The sequence below is a fragment of the Lysinibacillus sp. GJ-1 genome (assembly GCF_021166035.1).
GTDB classification, from domain to species: Bacteria; Bacillota; Bacilli; order Bacillales_A; family Planococcaceae; genus Lysinibacillus; species Lysinibacillus sphaericus.
Map to the genome: position 1 here is coordinate 1,403,842 of NZ_CP088912.1, position 20,463 is coordinate 1,424,304.

Below are 20,463 nucleotides of genomic sequence, written 5' to 3' on the forward strand. Positions count from 1 at the left end.
TAACCGTAAAAGTATATTGTAATAAAATGTACTGAATTATAGTTAATTTTGAAGTATCTAATTTAATAAACTTTTTTTGCTAATTAATGAAACATTTTCTGTAGAAAAAGCGTATAAGTATTAGTAACACCAATCTATATAATTAAGGGGAAATAAAATATGAAAAAACCATTTAAAAAAACTTGGATGATTGCATCAGCATTTACACTAGGGATGGCTATCCTAACACCACTTCAAGCGGGAGCTACAACATTAGAAACAAAGGATAGTAATATTAATGTTCAATTAGAACAAAAAATATCCGGCACTATTAAAGAAGTCTTCGGCGATGGCATGAACTTGAAAGGAATAGATGGTAAAAATTACTTTATTAGTTTTAGTAAATTTTCTACTGAACAAATTGAGAAAATGAACTTAGTAGTAGGACAAGAAATTTCTATAGAAGGTAAAGTAGTAGACGATTATTCAGACTTTTATACATTTGAAGTGTATAAAAAAGACCTTCCTAAAGAGGTAACTAAGGAAGATTTAGGAAAATTGGAAAAGTTGTTTAACGAAATTAAAAAGTTAGAAAAAGAAGCGTCAGTTGAGGTTGAAAAAGAAGTAACAGAAGAAGAGCTTGAAAAGAAATATGAAGAAATGGAAAAAATTTATGACGAAATGTATAAAATTACAAAACCTTATATATTAGCAAATTGGGAACCAGAGACTTTTGAACAATATTTAGAAGGCTTTGGGTTTAGTGAGGGAAATATAGCTATTAAAGAAAATGATAAAAAACAGCTTCAAGCTATTTATGAAGAGTGGGTAAAGCTTGAAAAAAGTGGTGATGAAGAAAAAGCTAATTTAAAATATGAAGAGTTGTATACAATCCTTCAACCATATCTTGATGAATTATACCCACCACAAACGTTTGAAGAATACATGGAAGGAATGGAATTAGACATTCCTGCTGAAACGATGGCGAAGTTAAAAACGTTATATGAAGATGCACAAAAAGCTGAAAATGATGAGAATATGGAGTTGTCTGAAACGGCATGGAATCAATTCCATGATCTTCTTAGTCAATTCATCGAGCCGTTAACATTTGAAGAATACATGTCTGATTATGACTTCGAAGTTAGTAAAGAAGATAAAGAGCAATTAAAAAAATTGTATGAAGAAGCCATGAAACTTGATAATGAAAAGGCTGACGAAAAATGGGAAGCGTTTTACAACATTCTAGAACCTTATTTTGCTTTAAATAAAGAAATTCTATTCTTCGCTTCTAAACTAACAATAAACAATCAAGATTATCTTCCACAATCAGAATAATCGTAACCATAAAAAATAATTCAGCCATCTGCTAGTAATCGACAATCGATAATAGTAGATGGCCTTTTCTATAAGATTTATAGTAAAAACATTGCGACAATGGTCGTTACAATAAGACCTATCGCTACAGGTAATAAATTGCGCCTTGCAAGTTCAAATGGACTTACATTGCAAATCGCAGCTGCTGGAATGAGTGCCCATGGAATAAGTGTACCGCCACCAATAAAAGACATATTATTTAGCTGTAACAATGGTTATTTCTCTAGCTTGTTTACTGCTCCTATAATCATCCTTTGTATCAACGACTATTTGTTCGAAGATGGTGGTCATTAATTGTTTGCGTTCGGTATCATCGGCATTGATCCATAGGGTATCAATATTGCGAATAATGGCCCAAATTTCCTCATGATGGCGATCGTCCAGTAGCTGTATCTTTTTTAAACTTGCTTGAATTTCTTTTTCTTTGTTACGCAATTTTTCGCTGTCGCGAATTAACTCATCAATACCAATAATATCATGTTCAAACATCGTTTTTTTCTTGTGTAAAAGCTTTTGCACAACAGCTAGTTCCTGTTGTAATGCAGTCAATTGTGCCGCTGGAAAGGTAGCATCTCCCTCATTACTTGTAAAATGACCACCCACCAAGTCATCCCATTGTGCAAAAATGGCTTGCACTAAATTACTTTCTAAAATCATATGACTAGTACAAGCTTTACCAGCTTTCTTACCAGAACATCGATATGTTTTTTTCTTGCCTGCTTTATGACCAGCCATCGAATGCCCACAGCGTGCACATTTTAAAAGCGAGGAAAAATAGTAATTGCTCGTTTCGCGCTTGCCACCTAATGTTCTACGCTTATCGAGCAAATCTTGTAGCGCCCAAAATTCATCACGATCGATAATACGCTTATGATTACCTTCAAATAGCACCCGTTCACGCGGCGGTTTTTTAATGTCTTTCGGATTTAAGCTAAACATTAAATAACCTGCGTATGTCGGATTATTGGCAATATCCCGCACACTATCGACATGCCATTGTCCGCCTTTTCGAGTAGGGACACCTTTACTCGTTAATTGCTTGGCAATTGTGTAAAACCCCAATGTTTTTGCTAATGTAAATATATCCCTGACAATTTGAGCCTCTTCTTCATCCATCATTAATGCACCATTTACTACTTGATAGCCATAGGGAGGGGTGCCACCTTTCCAGTAGCCCAACTTCACTTTCTTTTCCATGCCTAAACGCACCCGTTCAGCGGTATTTTCCCGCTCCCATTGCGCAATCGCCGCTACCAACGTAATAAACAAGCGTCCCATCGCATTAGTCGTGTCGTATACTTCCGTAGCCGATTTAAATTTACATTCATATTGGTCCAATTCAGCCAAAATCGTATGTAAATCAGGCACAGAGCGAGTTAGACGATCCAACTTATAGACTAGTAAAACATCAATGCCCCCTTGTTGAATGCGCTGTAACATTGCTTGAAAATGGGGGCGATTTAAATCTTTAGCAGAATAGCCATCATCGACGTAAGGCGTCTCAACAATGTCCCATCCTTGTGATACACAATAAGCCTCTAACTTTTCAATTTGTGCAGCAATCGAAAACCCATGCTTCGCCTGTTCGTCGGTGCTAACGCGAACGTAGATAACGCATTTCATAAGTATGTCACTCCCACTCTTAGTGTTATTATTTCTAAGAACGAATAACAATTTTATAACTGACTTTTACACAGATACTAAAATGCTTGCAACGAAAGAGCCTTTATATAACATAATTTATTACGAGCATCCTATGTTTAAGACTATACTTCGGTTAATGTCATAATTATTCTAAAACGATGTGGGACAATAAGTAGCATGATACAGAAACAAGAATGGTTTATTTTAATGGAAGGTTGTCATAATGAAAGTGGGATTTGAGTCAATGTACATAACAGAAGAATGATTGAAGGTTTAAATTAATTAGTTTATCCAGATATTTTCAAATGTTTGTGCTTCGAGTTGAAGTGCTTGAAGAATTTTAGGGTTTACTTGCGAGGCTACATGTAATTTAGCTGTTTTCACGTTTAATACAGCAAATACAATGTTTGGTGGATAAGGGTCTTTCGATTGTGCTTCTAACATTAACGTTAGGATTGGTTGAACGTTGCGTTCATTAATTTTTTCTGTATTTCCTTTAAAAAATAATTTTATTAAATGGGGTACGCCGTCTATCACTAAACCGAGTTCGGGAGATGAACGGACTACTAAGCCATTAGTAGATGTCCACAGGGATTTAGGTGGATCAAACCATTCAATTTTCTTGTTCCGTGTAAATTTTTTAAATGCCTTTATTGCTTCGGTATAGGAATTGATTTTTCGTTCATGGACTTCAGTTAGTAATGAATCTAATTGATTGAGAGATTGATTTTGCTCATAGCACCATTTAATACGCTCTCGCAACTGCTTCCAATGATCTTTTACTGGATGATACTCGCCTTGATTTTTAATTTCATTAATTTTGTTCATCTTTGCCAGCATGGTTTGCCTAACGGTGAAATCGATAAACTGTGTTAAACCAACAGACATTTGCTCTTTTTCTGTTGTTTTAATTTTCAGTCACCTTCCTTTCTACAATCATTTTAACAGAAAGGTCCATAAATGGGGATATTATTTTAGATTTAGTAAGTAGTCAATATCGACTATAAATGGTCTTATTGCAAGTGACAAGCCCATTCGACATATTCTGATAAAAAGGAGTGTGGGAATGACGGCAGTCAAATTGACAGAAGAAAAGGTTCGAAAATTATTGCCGATTATTGAAAGTATTCTGTCGCGGGAATATGGCAGGAAGGTAACACTAAAGGATTTAACAGTGGGGGGTATTACAGTTTATAAAGAAGATGGCGCGAAATAGTGCAGTCACAAGATTTTGGGCATAAACTGATAGAAGTATGTCCTTTTGCTACAATTAATTAAATTATCATCATCTAAAAATCTCTATTTTTGTTAGATTTTTGACAACCTATATTTCTATTGATAAAATATTACGATATTAGTAGATAAAGTAAGTAATATAAAGCAGAGTAGGAGGAGCATAATGAAAAAATTATTTATTGTGTTATTAGCAGCGGTGGTATTTGCAATTGTGAATCCAACAAAATCAGAGGCTATTAGATATGATGGCGCAGAAGTATATAAAGATCAAACGGGGAAAATGACGTTTACCAAAGACATTAAGATTTATAAGAAAAATGAAGACGGTACATTTGATTCGTTAGTGGTGAAACGCAATAATTATTTTAGAACGTATGAAATTGAAAAATATGATGGCAAAACCTTTTATCAAATGGGGCCATATCGAGTACAAGCAACCAATCTAGTAGTTTTTAAAGAAATACCGATGAAAATTCGCGCATCTTTCTATGCAAATGTAACGTATATCAATATCAATCGTAACAGTGGCGAATATGGTAAAATCTTTACGGAATGGCGTGATACTTCCATATCAGATATGAATGGTGATCAAATGTTACGATATTGTGAGGACACTGGAAATGGTTTAAAGTGCGAAAAGCATTATCCTGGTTCAGATATGAAAGTTCTTGATACAAAATTTAAAAAAGCCGGTGTTCGTTATGAAGTAACGGAAGACTCAGAAGCGAAAACCTATCCATTAATAGGCTCGAAAACAGAAAAAATGATGACAAAAGGAAGCATGGTTTATTCAGTAAGTGATTCCATTAATGCTTATCTATGTGTAAAGGAAGACTTGGAAGCAAATGACCAGCAATGTACGTGGCTTCCTGTTGGAATTTTAAAGCCAATTTATTAAAGGTAACCCCAGATAAATAATAATAAAAGTTCTCCTGTAAATTGGTAAAACGCAGGTAATCAATTTAAATAACCAGGCGTTCAAATGAATGCCTGGTTTTGTTTACAGAATTATTTATCGCAAGCTATGCCATCTCCATCTCGATCAAGTCTAGATGAATAACCAGGTTCTCCAGTTCTAATGTTTGAATATCCTGCGGCTTTAGCTTCTTTACAACTACTGAAATTTAAACTTTGCTGAGGTGCAGTGGTTGTAGTTGTTGGTTGTTGAGTAGTATCTTGTTTTTGTGTTTCTTCAAGCTTTTTTGCTCTTCTTGTTGCTTTAATTCTTCTTGTTTTTGTGTTTCTTCAAGCTTTTTTGTTCTTCTTGTTTTTTGATTTCTTCAAGTTTTTTACGTTCGTTTTCTTCTTCTAATTTCTTATTTTCTTCTTTGATTTTTTCATACTCTGCAATTTTTTCATCTATCTCTTTTTCTCGTAAGTCTAATTCAATTTCGAGTTTTAATAAATCTTTTTCTTTATCATTTAATTCTTGCTCTTTTTTTAGTAATTCATCCTCTTTAGCACGATTGGTACCACATGATGAAATAAACATTATTAGTAGGAAAAATAAAGTTATAATAACACGAGTTCCTTTTGTAAAATGGCTATGTTTCCACATTAAGAACAACCCTACTGGAAAAAAGATGATTAAAAAAAAGATAGTCCAAAATCTACTATGCATTGCCAGTATCCTCCTAGAAAATTATGTACAACATTGGCAAGTATATCACTATTGTATAATATTTTACATATAGGATAAGTAAATGATGGAAAATTCAATGAGTGTGATTAACTATATTGTAAAATCCTCAGCATTTGCTTTAAATTGTCGCCTTGTATTAGAAGCCCCTTTTTTATATGTCTTCCATTGGTGACAGTGTACCGCCACCAACCCAAATTCCAGTGATTTGTCCGAGTGCGGTTAGGGTTGCTGTACCTCCTCCAATCGCATTGCCAAATAAGCTACCTATTGACCCAGCTAGCGAAATGCCAGAGAATCCCGAGCCGTCTAAACCTGTAATGGCACCTACGATTGCAAGGGTCACGACCGCAATTTCTTTCGTTAATGGTACAACGGCGGCTAAGCCGACACCAAGATCATTGACAATGCCATGAGAAGCGGAAGGGAGGTAGTCACCGATAATTTTGGTGAATCCGGAGTCACCAAGATAGAAGAAAGCTGCAATGGGGATAACGGGTCCAAATACTTTAAATCCAAATTGGAATCCTTGAATTAAATAATCTGTTGATTTCTCAAATCCTTGTTTTTTATGTGCAACAAGACAGAGCACAAACAATATAAAGACAGCTGTCCCACCAATTAGAGCAGTAGCGTCACCGCCTTGCAGTTTTAATACCGACATCGCAATAACATCGAGCAAAAAGGTGAATGGAATAAGTATCGCAAAAAATCGTTTTTGTCCACGGGTAAGCAAATGTTCATCTGTCACTTGTTCTATACCATCATTCGTTACAGATGAAGTTGTTAACTGAAGAGTGCCTCGCTTCATATCACGTTTTAATAAGATAAAAGCAGCTATCGTCGTCACAAGACCCATCGTCATAACAAGCGGAATACTGGCTGAAACAACATCCCCTACTGGAATACCTGCTGCATCTGCAGTCAACTTTGGAGCGCCTTGAATCACAATATCACTAGATAAAGCAATTCCGTGACCAAATAAGTTCATTGCCATGGCTACGCCCAACGCTGGTAAACCCGCTCGAATCGCTACAGGTAGTAGCACTGCTCCTAATAATGCTACAGCAGGAGAGGGCCAGAAAAACCAAGAAATAATCATCATTAAAATACCAATCGTCCAATAGGCGAGTGTCGGTGTTTTAATAATTTTTGTAAATGGTGCAACCATGACCTCATTAATACCAGAAGTTATTAACACACGACTCATTGCAACAATAATGGAGATAATCAAAATGGTCGATAACAGCTCCGTAATCGCGTAAATAAAGCTGTTAAAAACCCCACTTATAGACGAGGTGAGATCACCCGTAGCGATAATCGCAAGTAGGAAAATGCCAAGAATACAAATGAGGGTAGTATCCCGACGTTTTACCATAAAGCCAATAATTAAAACAATAAAAACAACATAAATCCAATGGAGAGAAGTAAGTTCAATCCCCATATAGTTTCCCCCTCAAAATAGGTCTAATTATAGAATATGAGAGGAATTTTAGATGGTGATTAGTTTCGGGAATAAAAGGAGGGAGTCGATGTGATAAAAATACACAGCAGGTTCATTTCATAATAATTGTGGTTAAAATAGAAAATTTTAAAAATTATTTCCATCAAATTTATAATAATGCCATTAGTCATTGGATTGTAATAGAATGTCTTGCTTTAAAACAAATGTTTTCATTAATCTTTTTTACATAAAAATGAACTAAATTAGTTGAACCCAGTGGCATTTGTGAGAGGGTAATGTGTGATACTACGGTGAACCGTATCATAAGTAAATGAGGTTCTGGAGAGTAGATAAGCTTTGGGGGCACTCCTTTTTGTAATTCATGTTCCAATATGCTGTTGGCGTTGTGATAAGTTAATACCGATTATTATATAAATAAACAATATATTGGTAACTTTGCTTATTGTAAATGTTACACCTTTTGGTAAACATTAGTAGAAATATTAAGCAAAATAAAAAATGTACACTATTAAAATTGAATTTAGTAATGTACATTTTTATTATATGTGCGACATTATAAACAAGTTATGATGTAAGAAACCATCGATGTACAATTCGTTTTATAACTCCTCATTTTTGTTGATTAGCTATTTTATTTAAACTAGTTGAGTTATTATTAACTATTGTGAAAGAATTTATTTTTTTACTGCATACTTTTCTAAGTCTGCACTTGCGCGGTTTACCATCGCTGCCATTTGACCTCTCGTGACATGATTAAATGGATAAAATCCTCCATCTTCTCTTCCCTTAATAATCCCTTTACTACTTAATTTTAAAATATCCGCATATGCCCAGAAATCTTTTGGAACATCATAAAAACTGGACTCATCCGTAGGTAATGGATAATTTAATACTCTCGATAATATACCTGCTAATTGTGCTCTTGTGATATTGGCATTTGGATCGAAAATGTTTTCATTTGTTCCATTCACAATATGATACTTATAGGCAATTTCAATAGCACGTTTTGCCCAATGATTTGCTGGCACATCCTTGAAATAATTAGGTACAGTTTCGTTTGTTGTGTCTAAACCGATGGCATTAATAAGGATAGCAGTAGCCTGAGCTCTTGTTAAATTACCATTTGGATCATAAGTGTATTCGTTTTTGCCGCTAATCCAGCCTTTTCGATAAAGTGCCATAATATCCTGTTCTGCCCAATGATTTTCCGTATCTATAAAGTTATGTTCCCCGTTTGCCCAAGAAGAATAAAATTTCCAAATACCATTATCCGCTTGAGTTAACTCCCAGCTACCTGTTCCTCTTAACTGATATTTCTCTACAAGTCTTAACTTATATTTTAAAGATAAATCATTTTCGTACCATATCGTGTAATTTCCTGGTACTAGCTTTTTGCCACCAATATAAGTAGGAGAGTCACTGCTTTTTACTGTAAATTTGGCAAATGCTGATTTTGAAGTATTATCAAAATAAAATTTTCCATTATGGCTATTCACAATAGATTGGATGGCATTATTAGCAATGCCGTCTCCTCCAATTTCCACATCATCTTTCCAAATTCGTCCATAAAAAGGAAGCCCTAATACTATTTTATTTGGATGAATCCCTTTATCTAATAAATATTTAATCGAATTTTCAACAAATGATAAACTTGCGACAGGACCAACTGAACCACCATTATAGCTTTCATCATACGCCATCAGCATTAAATAATCGCTATACTCACTTAGTTTCGTGTAATCATAAGAACCATGCCAACCTGTTGTCCACCCATATGGATTTGCAGCGACTGCTATGGATATTGTTTTATTATTAGGCATTTTTTCACGTAATAATCGAATGAAATCTGTAAACTCTTCTTTATTTGTATAGTTTAAATTTTCTATATCAATATCGACGCCATCTAAATTATTTTTCACAACAGAATTGACGATTTGAGTAGACAATATTTCTCGATTTGTCATTGCGATTTGTGCCAATTTACGGTCCCAATGATTAGAAATGAATGGCACAACTTTTAATCCTCTATTATGCATTGCATCGACTAAACTTTTATCAATCGTAGCACGCAAACTACCATCAGCATTTAAATTAAAAAAGTTAGGTGTTGCCGTATTTAACGCACCTTGGGTCATATCTATATTTTTTATGAAAGAGCTTGTATTTCCGCTATATAAATAGGACATATGTATATCACTCTCTGAGGCATTAGCACTAAACGGTGTAGCTAATAAAGTAGTGAGCATAGCTGGTATTATCAAATATTTTTTTAATGGATTCTTCATTACTTTCTTCCTTTGTAATAGATTTTATCCACTTTATTATCTATTACTTTAGTAAACGTTATCAATTATTAAAATATGGTTTCATTGAGTTGTTTTGTAAATTTATGATATGAAGGGTTAAATATAATCATTGCTTTTGGGCAGGCTATTTTTGAGAATGTTTTACCATTTGAAAGTAAATTTACTTTTGCGTAGAGTTATTAATAAACATTCTGAACAAAAATGTAAATTAAATCAATAAAGGTAACTACGGTTGGCAGGTAGTAATTGAAAAATACAGTGCAAGCAAGTGCTGGAAGTAAATAATTGTTACTATAGAATAGGTTCTTTTTACAGTATTTTATGCTTTTAGGATCAGAGGACTTTATTAGGTGTCACAAAAGTTTTTTTGATGAAATTAACCAATCAGTTTGGTTTATTGGAAGTAAATATGAACGATAATCAGAGTTAGTCGACATGACAAATCAAGGGCGTAATTAGTCAAGTTATTTTGTAGTTGTGTGTAAAATTTTCAGGAATACCTGTTAAAAAATTGTAATGATTTAATTCTTCAATTCACTTCTGTTCTGAATTATACTTAGTATAATAGGTTTATTTATTCTTATTATCCAAGTTTTGGACCCGGTGGATAGGTGCAGGGGGTATCTCATAAAGGGGTTGTTACTTTATATCAATCAAGACTTAATTGCAATATGAGATGGAGATTGATGCAAAATCAAGACTAATAGATAAATTGAAATAGATAGGGGATATTAAAATATTTCTAGATTACCATAATGATTAAGCCAACTGCCGCAATTTTTATGGTTTGTATCTAATATCAAGTTCTAGAAATGACAACAGTAGGTTGGAAATTTTAATTCATAGTTACAATGAAAAATTAAATTTGGAGGACTTTATTTTGAAAAATATTCAAACAGTACTTGTTGTATTTTTTACTTTGTTTTGTCTAATTGGCATTGTAAAAGAGAAGGCTTCTGCTTCTACGTCGAACATTACACTAGAAACAGCAAAAGAAATTGCTATTAAGAAATTTGGGGGGCAGGTAATTGAAGCGAGTTTTGATAATGATGAATCCCATTTCGAAATCACTGTTCTAACGAATACAGAAAAAGTTGAAATGGATGTTGATGCTAATACAGGTCAGATACGGGTTACAGAACGTGAGGTTAATAATTACTTTATAGATGTAGATGTCAATGATCCTAATAATTTGCCTATTTATTGGGCTAGAAAAATTGGTTTAATAAATGGTTATAAAGACGGGACTTTTAGACCGAATAATATTGTAACAGAAAGACAGTTCGCAAAAATACTGGTGAATTATTTTAAGCTAGATAATAAGAGCAATGGCAACGTTTCAGAAACGGAATTAAATTATAATATTTTAGCTAAGTATGGGGTTCCATTAAACGGATATAACGATACTAAGTTGAAAGATATGGCCGTGAATAGAGGTATTGTTGCACAAGCAATTGCTTATTTAGCCAATGGAAGTAATAATTTGAATGAATCTATCCAATACTTATTACAAAATAAAATAACGACAGGGCAAAATAATGAATATCAAAATATCAATATTCAAAAATATTTTGGTTCAGAAAATGTGCTGACTAGAAAGCAATTGGTAACGTTTTTTTATAGATTAAATTACGCTAATATTACTAATATTTCATCTGTTGCTTTAAATGTTTATACACTCAATACAACGAGTGATACAATGTCAGATCTAAACTATACTATACCTTCAAAACCTTCATCAGCTCAATTCATATCTCAAGACAAGGCAATTGCAATAGCAAAGGAAAAGGTTTCAGGTAATGTTACAAAGGTAGAGTTGGACTATGATGATGGAATTGCTATTTATGAGATCGAAATACAAAATGGTCGTATAGAATACGATATCGAGATAGATGCAATAACAGGTACAATTCTAAAGCTTCAAAGTGACTATGATGATTAAATTTCGACATAACTGCTAAAAAGAGTGACCTCAAATGTGACTGTTTGGGGTCACTCTTTCATAATTATTTCTTAGTCATACTTCATACTTATAACTTTATACCGTTATCCGAATAATAAAAATATCTAAAAAGAAAATTCTGGTAAAAAATTATTCTTTATAAAATGAAGAGAAAAGAGGGTAGATAAATAGTAAAATTTTTGATTTAAAAGTTCGTTTAAAAAAGCACGAGAGAATCAAGTTTTATTATCTAGATAACTGTGGACTAGTTACATGTTGTAAAATAATAAAGTAACAAGTTAGTTAAAGTTAGCAACACTCGAGTTAAGGTTACTTACTATAGTGTAAATCTTTTTTAATTATGGAATAAATTTAATTCACTGAATTTTCAATTAATTTAACTTTTCCCATGTTGTACTCCATTTTATAATAATAACAAAATATTTATTTACAAGAATGGAGGAATTGAAATTGCGTAAAATATTTATTTTAGCATTACTAACAATTTTTTTGCTTCCTACTGTAAATCCAGCAGCTGCTCAAAGTTATGGACCTTCTGTAATAGAAAAGGAGAGTATAGAGGACTTTAAAGATTATACTTTTGAAGATATTCTATCGTTAAAGCCTTTTGTCCATGTCGAAGATGGTTTTTTCGTCCTTAATGAAAACGGTGCAAGTGAAGCTGGAATTGATTCTATATTAATTAAATACAACAAGAGTATTTTATTTTTTAAATCAGCAGGTTAAATTAAATGCGATTAGTGTAGCATCAGATTTAACTATCCAGAGACTATCAAATAATAATGAAAATCAAAACAATACATTTATACGATTTACAAGGTGTAGAGGTGTAACTACTTCGCCTGAATATTTCTGGTGGGGTTATAAAACAAAGTTAAATAGTTGTGATACGGCTAAAGTGAGTTCTGATGCAGGTACAATTGCAGCAGGTGGCGCGATAACGACAACGAGTCTTACTGCTCTTGGGGTTTGGTTCCCTCCTTTGCTTGCTGTTGGTGCTATTTCTGGACTGACGTCTGGTTACTTCTGGCTACTTTCGGAGCGTTTAAATGCTAATAATAAAGGTAGCGGTGTTATCGTAGATATGACTTGGGCAACAATTTATAATATTACGTCTCAATAATAAGGAAATGAGGCGGGGTGTTATAATGAAAAAACATTATCTTATTATATTATTTTTCATTCCTATATTTGCATTAAATATATATTTTGGATATTTAGTAATTTGGAAGAATCAGAATGAATGGGTGCCGGTTACAAACTTCTTAGCACTAATTGTTTTATTCGTTGTTGTATATTTAAATAGAAAATAGTGTATTAAAGTTTAAACGGTTGCCAGGAGGAACATCATTGGCTATCGTTTTCTTTTATATCCGGTACAATTTTTTGTGTCAAGTTCATCGCATTTGTAGTCTGAACGCCTGTGTAAGTGTGGATGGAATGTCGAAGAGTTATTATTAATTCTCTATATGAGGCTGATACATGGGCAAATTCAATTGCAAATGAGAAGTATAGGAGTCTAGCCTATTCATTCAAAAGAGAAGGAAATACCCGTCCTATAGTCAAGGCATTATCCTTCTCACACTAAAACTAGCTCTCTAATTTTCTTCTCGTTTGTCGAACATATTCATCTAGTTGCTCTGCTGGAAGAAATACGGTGCTGCCATGACACACTTCTACTCGCTCAGGTTTTAATTCTTTTACAATTAAACTACTTTGTAATGCTTCCTCCATATAAGGGGTAAACATTGGTGGACGAAATTTCCCTTTTTTAGAGTTGAAAAGATCACCAGCTAGCAGGACTTGGTCTTTTTCATGGTAATAAACTACGTGTCCTGGAGAATGACCAGGTGTTAAATAAGGTGTAAGTCCAGCAATTGTTTGTAACGTTCCATGCGTACGCTCTAGAAGAGGCTGAGCTAATTGTTTAGGGATGTTGTTTTCAAGTTTCTTCCTTTTTGGATATAGAACCTTACCTTCCATATATGGTATTTCTGTAGCGTGTGCGAATACGGGTACTTTACTTTGAGCCAGTATTCCCTTTATTGCTCCAACATGATCGGAGTGTCCGTGCGTTAAGAGAATCCTTTTCAAAAGGCCTGCATTTAGCTGTTGAATAAATTTTATAATGCCCTTTGCCATCATCGGCATTCCCGCATCTACTAAAGTGACCCCATCCTCCTCAATAACTATCCACACATGTATCGGAACAATCATCCACGTTTTTAGACTCCAGATATGGTCGGAGATTTGTTCAGCTTTCATTTTCATTTCCCCTTTTTAATTTTTCTTTAATGCCTAAAAGAAGAATTTCTATAGAAAGATTAAATGTTGGATTTAATCTTTCTATTAGAACATTAAGAGGTTCATGTTGATACGAGTAAGTGCTTAAAATCCCATTTAGGTTGAAGAAATAAATTCGAGAAAAAGCTAATAATTGATTTTCGTTTGATATAGCAAGACATTCCTGAATTAATTTCTTCATTATGTCAAAGAGCTCAATCCGCAGTCTATTAATCTCAAGTTTTGGATTGTCTTCATCTACCCTTGTTGACTTTGTATTGAAGAAAATATCATACAAATTTCGATTCTGTAGACAAAATTGAATATATTCAAGACTGATTTGTTTCAATTTGTCTTCTGAAGATAATGTACTTAAGTTCGAAAGATACAAAAATTGTTGATGTAGTTCCTGCAAAGGAGGCATAGAAAGGTGATGTAATAATTCCTCCTTGTCTTTAAAGTAAAGATAAATGGTTGTATGAGAACAACCAGCATCCTTTGCAATTGCACGTATTGTCACAGAATCGTATCCTTTTTCGGAAAATAATCTTCCCGCGGATGTTACTATTTGCCTTTTTGTTTCTTCTGATCGTTCCGCCTGTTTATTCTTCACTAAATTACCTACTTCCCTTATAAAGTAACCAATGGTTATATAATAACCATTGGTTACTTTGGTGTCAATTATTTTAAGAAACGGAATAGTTATCGTTGCCTGATTATCTTTAATTACTTTCTTCTAACAAAACAAACAATGTTTTAATGTAAGAGATAAGACCTAAACCAAAGTACAATTAGTTCACGAAATTTTCGAAAAAAAGATGCTTTTCACTCAATAGAAAATTTTTTATACTAACTTTGTACATAATTTATCGGTATTCGAAGAAATATCACTGTTTTTAACAAGCTGTTGTTGCTAAAAATAGGGCTGGTCTAGCAATAATGGTAATCTATTGACGGATTAAACAGTTGCTATTAAAGCTATGTGAAGGATTAGTTTTGAAAGAAAAAGACAGGTATCGACTGATCTAACACAGTTGCATAGCTGTTTTTTTGTTGATTTTAAGGACATTGTTTAAAATGACAAGGAGAGGTATGTGTGCGGAGAAATTATCTTCAAAAAAATGTATACCAAGCATTACAGGAGCGGTTGCATTTTATCTTTAGTGAATTTGATGTCATCTATCTTTCGTTTTCTGGTGGGAAGGACAGCGGTCTATTGTTGAATCTTTTGATGGATTTTAGAGATACTTATTATCCACATCAGATAATTGGCGTATTTCATCAGGATTTTGAAGCGCAATATAGTGTAACGACAGAATATGTAGAAAAAACATTTGAACGCTTGACAGATAGAGTGGAGCGTTATTGGGTATGCTTGCCGATGGCTACTCGAACGGCTTTAAGTAGTTACGAAATGTACTGGTATCCATGGGATGATAGTAAGAAAGATAGTTGGGTCAGAGCAATGCCGAAATACGACTATGTCATTAATCTTGAGAATAATCCAATACATACTTACCGTTATAAGATGCATCAGGAAGATTTGGCAAAGCAATTTGGCCGATGGTATCGACAGTCACATGGAGGGAAGAAAACGGTCTGCTTACTAGGAATTCGCGCAGACGAGTCTCTGCAACGGTATAGTGGATTTGTAAATAAGAAGTATGGTTATAAAGAACAGTGCTGGATTACACAACAGTTTAAGGATGTTTGGACAGCTTCACCGCTTTACGACTGGTCTGTTGAAGATGTTTGGCATGCCTATTATGCTTTCAACTATGATTATAATCCACTTTATGACTTGTATTATAAGGCTGGATTAACAGCTTCTCAAATGCGTGTTGCCTCCCCGTTTCAAGATTATGCTAAAGATTCCTTGAACCTCTACCGAATTCTTGATCCACAAATTTGGGTGAAGTTAGTAGGAAGAGTACAAGGTGCTAATTTTACGCAGATATATGCAAAGACAAAAGCCATGGGATATCGGACAGTCACACTTCCAGAAGGGCATACATGGAAGTCCTATACGCAATTTTTATTGCAGACTTTGCCTTTACAACTACGGAATAATTATATTAAGAAATTTAATAAATCCATTGAATTTTGGCATACAGTTGGTGGTGGACTCGAAGAAGAAACAATTCGAGAATTGGAAGAAAATGGTTATAAAATTAAAAGGAATGGCGTGTCTAACTATACGACGTTTAAGAATTCGCGCATCATTTTTTTGCAAAAAATACCAGATGATACGGATGATATCAAGTCAACTAAGGATATTCCAAGTTGGAAACGGATGTGTTTCTGTATTTTGAAGAATGATCATATTTGCCGATTTATGGGATATGGTTTAACACGTCAACAACAATCCCAACTTGACTATATCAAAAAAAAATATAGAAGTTTGGAGGATATGGATAGTGAAGAGTAAGAGTCCAGTTTATCAAATTTACCCAATCCCTTTCGAAAAAATCTTACCGAATGATTATAATCCGAATGCCGTTGCGCCACCCGAGATGAAACTGTTGTACGATAGTATTAAAAATGACGGCTATACAATGCCCATCGTTTGTTATCATAACAAGGAAGAGGATAACTATATTATTGTGGGTGGGTTTCATCGTTATCGAATTATGAAGGAGTTTTCAGATATCTATGAGCGTGAAGGAGGTATGCTACCTGTATCTATCATAGATAAGCCGATTGATCAGCGAATAGCAAGTACCATACGACATAACCGTGCTAGAGGAAGCCATAATGTAGATTTAATGAGTAACATCGTGAAAGAACTACACGAACTGGGGCGCTCTGATGCATGGATTGCAAAGCATTTGGGGATGGATCGCGATGAAATATTACGACTGAAGCAGATTACAGGACTTGCAGCACTATTTAAAGATCATTCATTTGGTCAAGCGTGGGAACCAGATGAGGAAGAGTTTCTGCTGCAAGAAGAATAGTAAGTTACGAGTGTTTAAAACGTAATCACTATATATTGAATAGACAAAGTCGAATAAATCGACTTTGTCTACGGTGTTCCTTGCGGTCTATATTTCTATTTCAACGTAGACTCTAATCGCTCCTCTGTTCGTGGATGTTCATCGAGATAAGGTGATAAATAGGCTTCTCTCAATTCATGACGCATCCAGCCCATAATACCAATAACTAATATGAAGACCAGAATAGAGGCGAGAAAAGAATTAGCAGAATCCTTATAGCCTGCTGCATAGAGTAGCATACAAAGGATGACTGTTAAGACAATAGAAATAATAAGTAAAGAAGTTAACAATAAATCTTCGCCTAAATAAAGCATACGAATATTCGTATTGAAAGAAAATAATAATAAAAAACCAGTTACTAACTGTGTAATTGTAACCCAAAAGCCTACTTTGGCACCAAAAAGTTTTAATGCTTGTTCATGTTGCTCAAGTTTCTTCTGCTTTCGTTTCAAATAAGCAAAATAGACAAACATATAAAAGCCACCTGTTGCTAAACTCGCGAGCATAAAATGTAGGTAACGTTGCCAAATTTGAGGATAGTAAAATAAGCTTTCAAAAAAACCATTTGCTTCTCCCCAACGATCCGGATATAACATGGAAGTGACATTGACAATAAAAATAAGAGGGACAAAAAACAAAATTAACATGGCTAATAGGCCAATACTCAAATGCAATAATTTGTTTGTTTGGAATTTAACCCAAGTGAACTTATAAATGTATAACAAAAGGAATGCAGCAATGAGTAGGATTAATAAACTCATCCAAGCCTTCCCTATTAAAATTGTGGAAGAATAAAAATATTGTGTATATAAGACACTTACAATTAATAATGGACCAACACCTAAAACAACTGCAATACTCTTATGTATTGAAGCATGGAAGGAACAAATTTGTGCCATTTTATCAAATAAACTATTTTTTTTCATTATCCCCGTAATTTCTAGCCCAACAGCACCTGCAGTCAATGAAATAGTAAAATTCACAAAAATAATATGAAGAATAAATGTTAAGACAATCAAAATTTCTAGTAAACCAATGGGTGCAGGAATCGGTAAAGGGTTATCAGAAGAAATTAATGCAAAAACTAGATGCTTCATTTTTGGGTCACCTCTTTATCATTTTCCAATTCTGTTACAATATAAGTGGCTAATGCTTCAATCTCTTCTTCTGTCCCCATAAATGGTGGCATCGCTACTTGTGCATAATGCATATTAGGAATAAAGGACATAATGGCTTCCTTATCCCAACCTTTCATTCTAGTAGCTAAAGCTCGTGTATCTCGCCATCCATCAATCGTATGACAAGTAATACATTGACCAACGAAAACGTCTCGACCAGCTTCCACCATATTGTTGTCAGTAACTTCTTTTTCTTTTGCCCATGTTGCATTTGCTAGATAACCTTCTTTTTTCAGTGTTTCTTCATCTTTTGCTAACATTCCGTTTGCGTACATATAATTATAAATAATGTATGGTTTTCTAACGCTCTCTCTTACAACTTCAAATTCCCCAATAAAACCGATTGAAGAAAACATGACAGCGATTGATAGCATCCACGGAACGTTTTTTGGACTTTTAACGAGCCATACTAAGAAAATAAGAAGGATACTAAAACCTAAAATATTGAGACTTTTGAAAATGACCTCAGACATGCCTGTCGACCAAACAATCATGTTATATGCTTCAGTTGGGATGGCCCATAAATACCATAATCCCGTAATAAAAGTTAGTGGTAAGGCGATAGCACCCCAGAATGCAAACACTCGAAAAACTTCTGTTCGTAACGCTTTATCTTTAATGCGCCAACGAATGAAAAATGATACTAACGAGATAGCTAGCATTATTGCTAAAAACATACGGAATCCGAGTGAAGGGAAGTAAGTTGGGTTGAGAAATGCATTCCAAAATGAAAATGTGTCAATCCAACGTCCCGGCGTTAATTTTGCGGCTAAGACACCTGTAATGATTACCATCGTTACCCATGAAGCAATACTAAGTGCGACACCCAACATAATATGCTTTCGTTTACGTTCGCCCTCTTTCCATTTATCCCATGTATAGTAATAGACAATAAGAATAATCACTTCAGAAATAAATGCGCCCCATTCCACAACCCATGCCCAAAAGAAAATGCGTAGTAAAGAAGAAATTGAGTCCGGTTGTATGACGGTTGTTGAAAACCAAATCCCTACTCCAGTCATAGCTCCCATAGTTGTAGTAATGATTAATACCCATTTCAACATTGTTTTTGCTACTTGATCTAATGCTTGGTTCTTTCTTTTCATGGCTCTATACTCAGTAGATACAACTAAAACAGAGGTTCCAATTGCCACGCCATGGCTAATAATTACATGAATAATGGCAATAAGAGCAATGACAGTGCCGTTGCCAAACCAAGTATAATCGACCGATGGAAAATTCATAGTTCCTCTTCCTTTCTGTTTTTAATGACATTCAACGCATATCATACTAAATAGATTTGAAACGCAGATGAGTAATATGTGAAATCCAAAGCAACTAAACTTCATTAGTTTGTCAAAATAGTATGTATAACGTAGAAATGGTTTGTCCGATTTCTCTTGATTTCACGCAATAGAAGCTAATTGTTGAGAGCAAAATATCGACTTTAAATGAAATTTACTTTTTTGTTACTAAAATTCATTAGAATTTCTCAATTGTTTTTTATAATGATGGTAATAAAAACATCAGTTTAAAATACTGGAATCGTTTTACGTATAAATGGGGGGAAGGGTATGAGCATGGGGCGTGAACAAGAGAGTCCACCACTATATGTGTATGGAACGGAAGCGAATCGATTTATTAAGTCTTCTGTACATTATTTCCCAAAGCATGCCAAAATTGCTGCGTATGAAGAAAATGAGGGAGCGAATGCAGTATTTTTAGCAAAACTAGGATATAAGGTAACGGTTTATAATTCTACTTCACAAGGACTAGCTAAAGTTCAATTACTGGCAAATATGAATGGCGTAACGATCGACACAAAAAGGGTAGAATTAATAGAGTACAAACTGCCTAAAGAAAACTATGATGGCGCAATAATGGTTTTTGGGCATTTTCCTCATAGCTTCCAATTAGTAGTACTTGATAAAATTATGAACTCTTTAAAACTAAACGGTGTATTTATGTTTGAGGTATATGAATACGCACAGCTTTTATACAATACGGGGGGACCAAAAGATATGTCTCATTTATATAATGCGGAGAATATCTTAAGATGGGCTCGTCGTTATAAATTAAAACATTACTTTACGGGGGAAGTAGAACAATATGATACGTCGATTCAAACAAGTACCCGCCGTGTCATACAAGTAATAGTAGAAAAATAATCTGTATGGTATATGAGAAGAAAAAGACAAATGACATACGAGAAATAACTTGAACTTTCTTTGTCTATCGTATCGAGGCTGGGCCAATGCGAATAAGTTTTAAGAAACAGAGAAATAATGTTCGTGTATTTTGCTTTTGCAAAAAATAGAATGAAAAACTAGTTGTCGGTAACGGAGCCTTTGGTGACATCAACGACATAACAAAAAAGTGTTAGATTGATTGCAGTCAATC

Annotated in this window: 20 protein-coding genes; 9 read left to right on the forward strand and 11 right to left on the reverse strand. The window is 34.2% G+C overall.

Features of this window, described 5'->3' with window-relative positions; all coding sequences use genetic code 11:
* Positions 1-159 precede the first annotated feature (159 nt).
* Entirely contained in the window at positions 160-1,314 is a 1,155-nt protein-coding gene (locus LO754_RS06540; protein WP_231785834.1) for a hypothetical protein, read from the forward strand.
* A 77-nt stretch (positions 1,315-1,391) separates the two neighbouring features.
* Here LO754_RS06540 and LO754_RS06545 read toward each other — a convergent pair whose 3' ends face one another.
* The 3 genes from LO754_RS06545 to LO754_RS06555 form a co-directional block, all read right to left on the reverse strand.
* Positions 1,392-1,565: a hypothetical protein gene (locus LO754_RS06545; protein WP_158497867.1), complete on the reverse strand. Its 174-nt coding sequence runs from the start codon at positions 1,563-1,565 to the stop codon at positions 1,392-1,394.
* On the reverse strand, positions 1,549-2,976 hold the full coding sequence (locus tag LO754_RS06550; protein ID WP_231785835.1) for a recombinase family protein: 1,428 nt from the start codon (positions 2,974-2,976) through the stop codon (positions 1,549-1,551). Before LO754_RS06550 ends, LO754_RS06545 begins: the two co-directional genes overlap by 17 nt.
* A 303-nt stretch (positions 2,977-3,279) precedes the next feature.
* Positions 3,280-3,885, reverse strand: coding sequence for a hypothetical protein (locus LO754_RS06555; RefSeq protein WP_231785836.1), 606 nt, complete (start codon positions 3,883-3,885; stop codon positions 3,280-3,282).
* Between the two features lie 178 nt (positions 3,886-4,063).
* Between LO754_RS06555 and LO754_RS06560 the strand changes: the two genes are divergently transcribed.
* Together LO754_RS06560 and LO754_RS06565 are read left to right on the forward strand one after the other, a co-directional pair.
* Positions 4,064-4,213, forward strand: a complete 150-nt coding sequence (locus LO754_RS06560; protein ID WP_167492666.1) for a hypothetical protein — start codon at positions 4,064-4,066, stop codon at positions 4,211-4,213.
* A gap of 183 nt (positions 4,214-4,396) precedes the next feature.
* Positions 4,397-5,131, forward strand: a complete 735-nt coding sequence (locus LO754_RS06565) for a hypothetical protein (protein WP_231785837.1) — start codon at positions 4,397-4,399, stop codon at positions 5,129-5,131.
* Between the two features lie 110 nt (positions 5,132-5,241).
* On the opposite strand, the gene LO754_RS23690 is transcribed toward LO754_RS06565, so the two are convergent.
* The 4 genes from LO754_RS23690 to LO754_RS06585 form a co-directional block, all read right to left on the reverse strand.
* Complete coding sequence (locus LO754_RS23690; RefSeq protein ID WP_435892063.1) at positions 5,242-5,457, reverse strand: excalibur calcium-binding domain-containing protein; 216 nt, start codon at positions 5,455-5,457, stop codon at positions 5,242-5,244.
* Positions 5,453-5,854, reverse strand: a complete 402-nt coding sequence (locus LO754_RS06575; protein WP_231785838.1) for a hypothetical protein — start codon at positions 5,852-5,854, stop codon at positions 5,453-5,455. The genes LO754_RS23690 and LO754_RS06575 overlap by 5 nt, the downstream gene beginning before the upstream one ends.
* A 172-nt stretch (positions 5,855-6,026) precedes the next feature.
* Positions 6,027-7,316 (reverse strand): hypothetical protein, encoded by a 1,290-nt coding sequence (locus LO754_RS06580; RefSeq protein WP_435892054.1) that lies wholly within the window; start codon positions 7,314-7,316, stop codon positions 6,027-6,029.
* A 695-nt stretch (positions 7,317-8,011) separates the two neighbouring features.
* Positions 8,012-9,622 carry a glycosyl hydrolase family 18 protein gene (locus LO754_RS06585; RefSeq protein WP_231785839.1) on the reverse strand — a complete coding sequence of 537 codons (1,611 nt, stop codon included), beginning with the start codon at positions 9,620-9,622 and terminating at the stop codon, positions 8,012-8,014.
* Between the two features lie 901 nt (positions 9,623-10,523).
* On the opposite strand from LO754_RS06585, the gene LO754_RS06590 reads away from it, so the two are divergent.
* From LO754_RS06590 to LO754_RS06600, 3 genes are all read left to right on the forward strand, one after another.
* A complete protein-coding gene (locus tag LO754_RS06590) occupies positions 10,524-11,585 on the forward strand; it encodes a PepSY domain-containing protein (RefSeq protein WP_231785840.1) in 1,062 nt (353 codons plus the stop codon).
* 471 nt (positions 11,586-12,056) lie between these two features.
* Positions 12,057-12,332 (forward strand): hypothetical protein, encoded by a 276-nt coding sequence (locus LO754_RS06595; RefSeq protein WP_231785841.1) that lies wholly within the window; start codon positions 12,057-12,059, stop codon positions 12,330-12,332.
* Between the two features lie 172 nt (positions 12,333-12,504).
* Entirely contained in the window at positions 12,505-12,729 is a 225-nt protein-coding gene (locus LO754_RS06600) for a hypothetical protein (protein ID WP_229389027.1), read from the forward strand.
* 467 nt (positions 12,730-13,196) lie between these two features.
* On the opposite strand, the gene LO754_RS06605 is transcribed toward LO754_RS06600, so the two are convergent.
* A complete protein-coding gene (locus LO754_RS06605) occupies positions 13,197-13,871 on the reverse strand; it encodes an MBL fold metallo-hydrolase (protein WP_231785842.1) in 675 nt (224 codons plus the stop codon).
* On the reverse strand, positions 13,861-14,502 hold the full coding sequence (locus LO754_RS06610) for a TetR/AcrR family transcriptional regulator (RefSeq protein WP_025218982.1): 642 nt from the start codon (positions 14,500-14,502) through the stop codon (positions 13,861-13,863). The genes LO754_RS06605 and LO754_RS06610 overlap by 11 nt, the downstream gene beginning before the upstream one ends.
* A gap of 483 nt (positions 14,503-14,985) precedes the next feature.
* Here LO754_RS06610 and LO754_RS06615 point away from each other — a divergent pair, with 483 nt between their 5' ends.
* Positions 14,986-16,317 carry a phosphoadenosine phosphosulfate reductase gene (locus LO754_RS06615; RefSeq protein ID WP_025218983.1) on the forward strand — a complete coding sequence of 444 codons (1,332 nt, stop codon included), beginning with the start codon at positions 14,986-14,988 and terminating at the stop codon, positions 16,315-16,317.
* The gene (locus LO754_RS06620) at positions 16,307-16,846 is read left to right on the forward strand and encodes an IbrB-like domain-containing protein (protein ID WP_231785843.1); all 540 of its coding nucleotides are present in this window, start codon (positions 16,307-16,309) and stop codon (positions 16,844-16,846) included. Before LO754_RS06615 ends, LO754_RS06620 begins: the two co-directional genes overlap by 11 nt.
* Before the next feature lie 95 nt (positions 16,847-16,941).
* Here LO754_RS06620 and LO754_RS06625 read toward each other — a convergent pair whose 3' ends face one another.
* Positions 16,942-17,982 carry a cytochrome ubiquinol oxidase subunit I gene (locus tag LO754_RS06625; RefSeq protein WP_231785844.1) on the reverse strand — a complete coding sequence of 347 codons (1,041 nt, stop codon included), beginning with the start codon at positions 17,980-17,982 and terminating at the stop codon, positions 16,942-16,944.
* The gene (locus LO754_RS06630; protein WP_231785845.1) at positions 17,979-19,307 is read right to left on the reverse strand and encodes a c-type cytochrome; all 1,329 of its coding nucleotides are present in this window, start codon (positions 19,305-19,307) and stop codon (positions 17,979-17,981) included. Before LO754_RS06630 ends, LO754_RS06625 begins: the two co-directional genes overlap by 4 nt.
* A 330-nt stretch (positions 19,308-19,637) precedes the next feature.
* On the opposite strand from LO754_RS06630, the gene LO754_RS06635 reads away from it, so the two are divergent.
* A complete protein-coding gene (locus tag LO754_RS06635) occupies positions 19,638-20,231 on the forward strand; it encodes a class I SAM-dependent methyltransferase (protein WP_024362418.1) in 594 nt (197 codons plus the stop codon).
* Positions 20,232-20,463 lie beyond the last annotated feature (232 nt).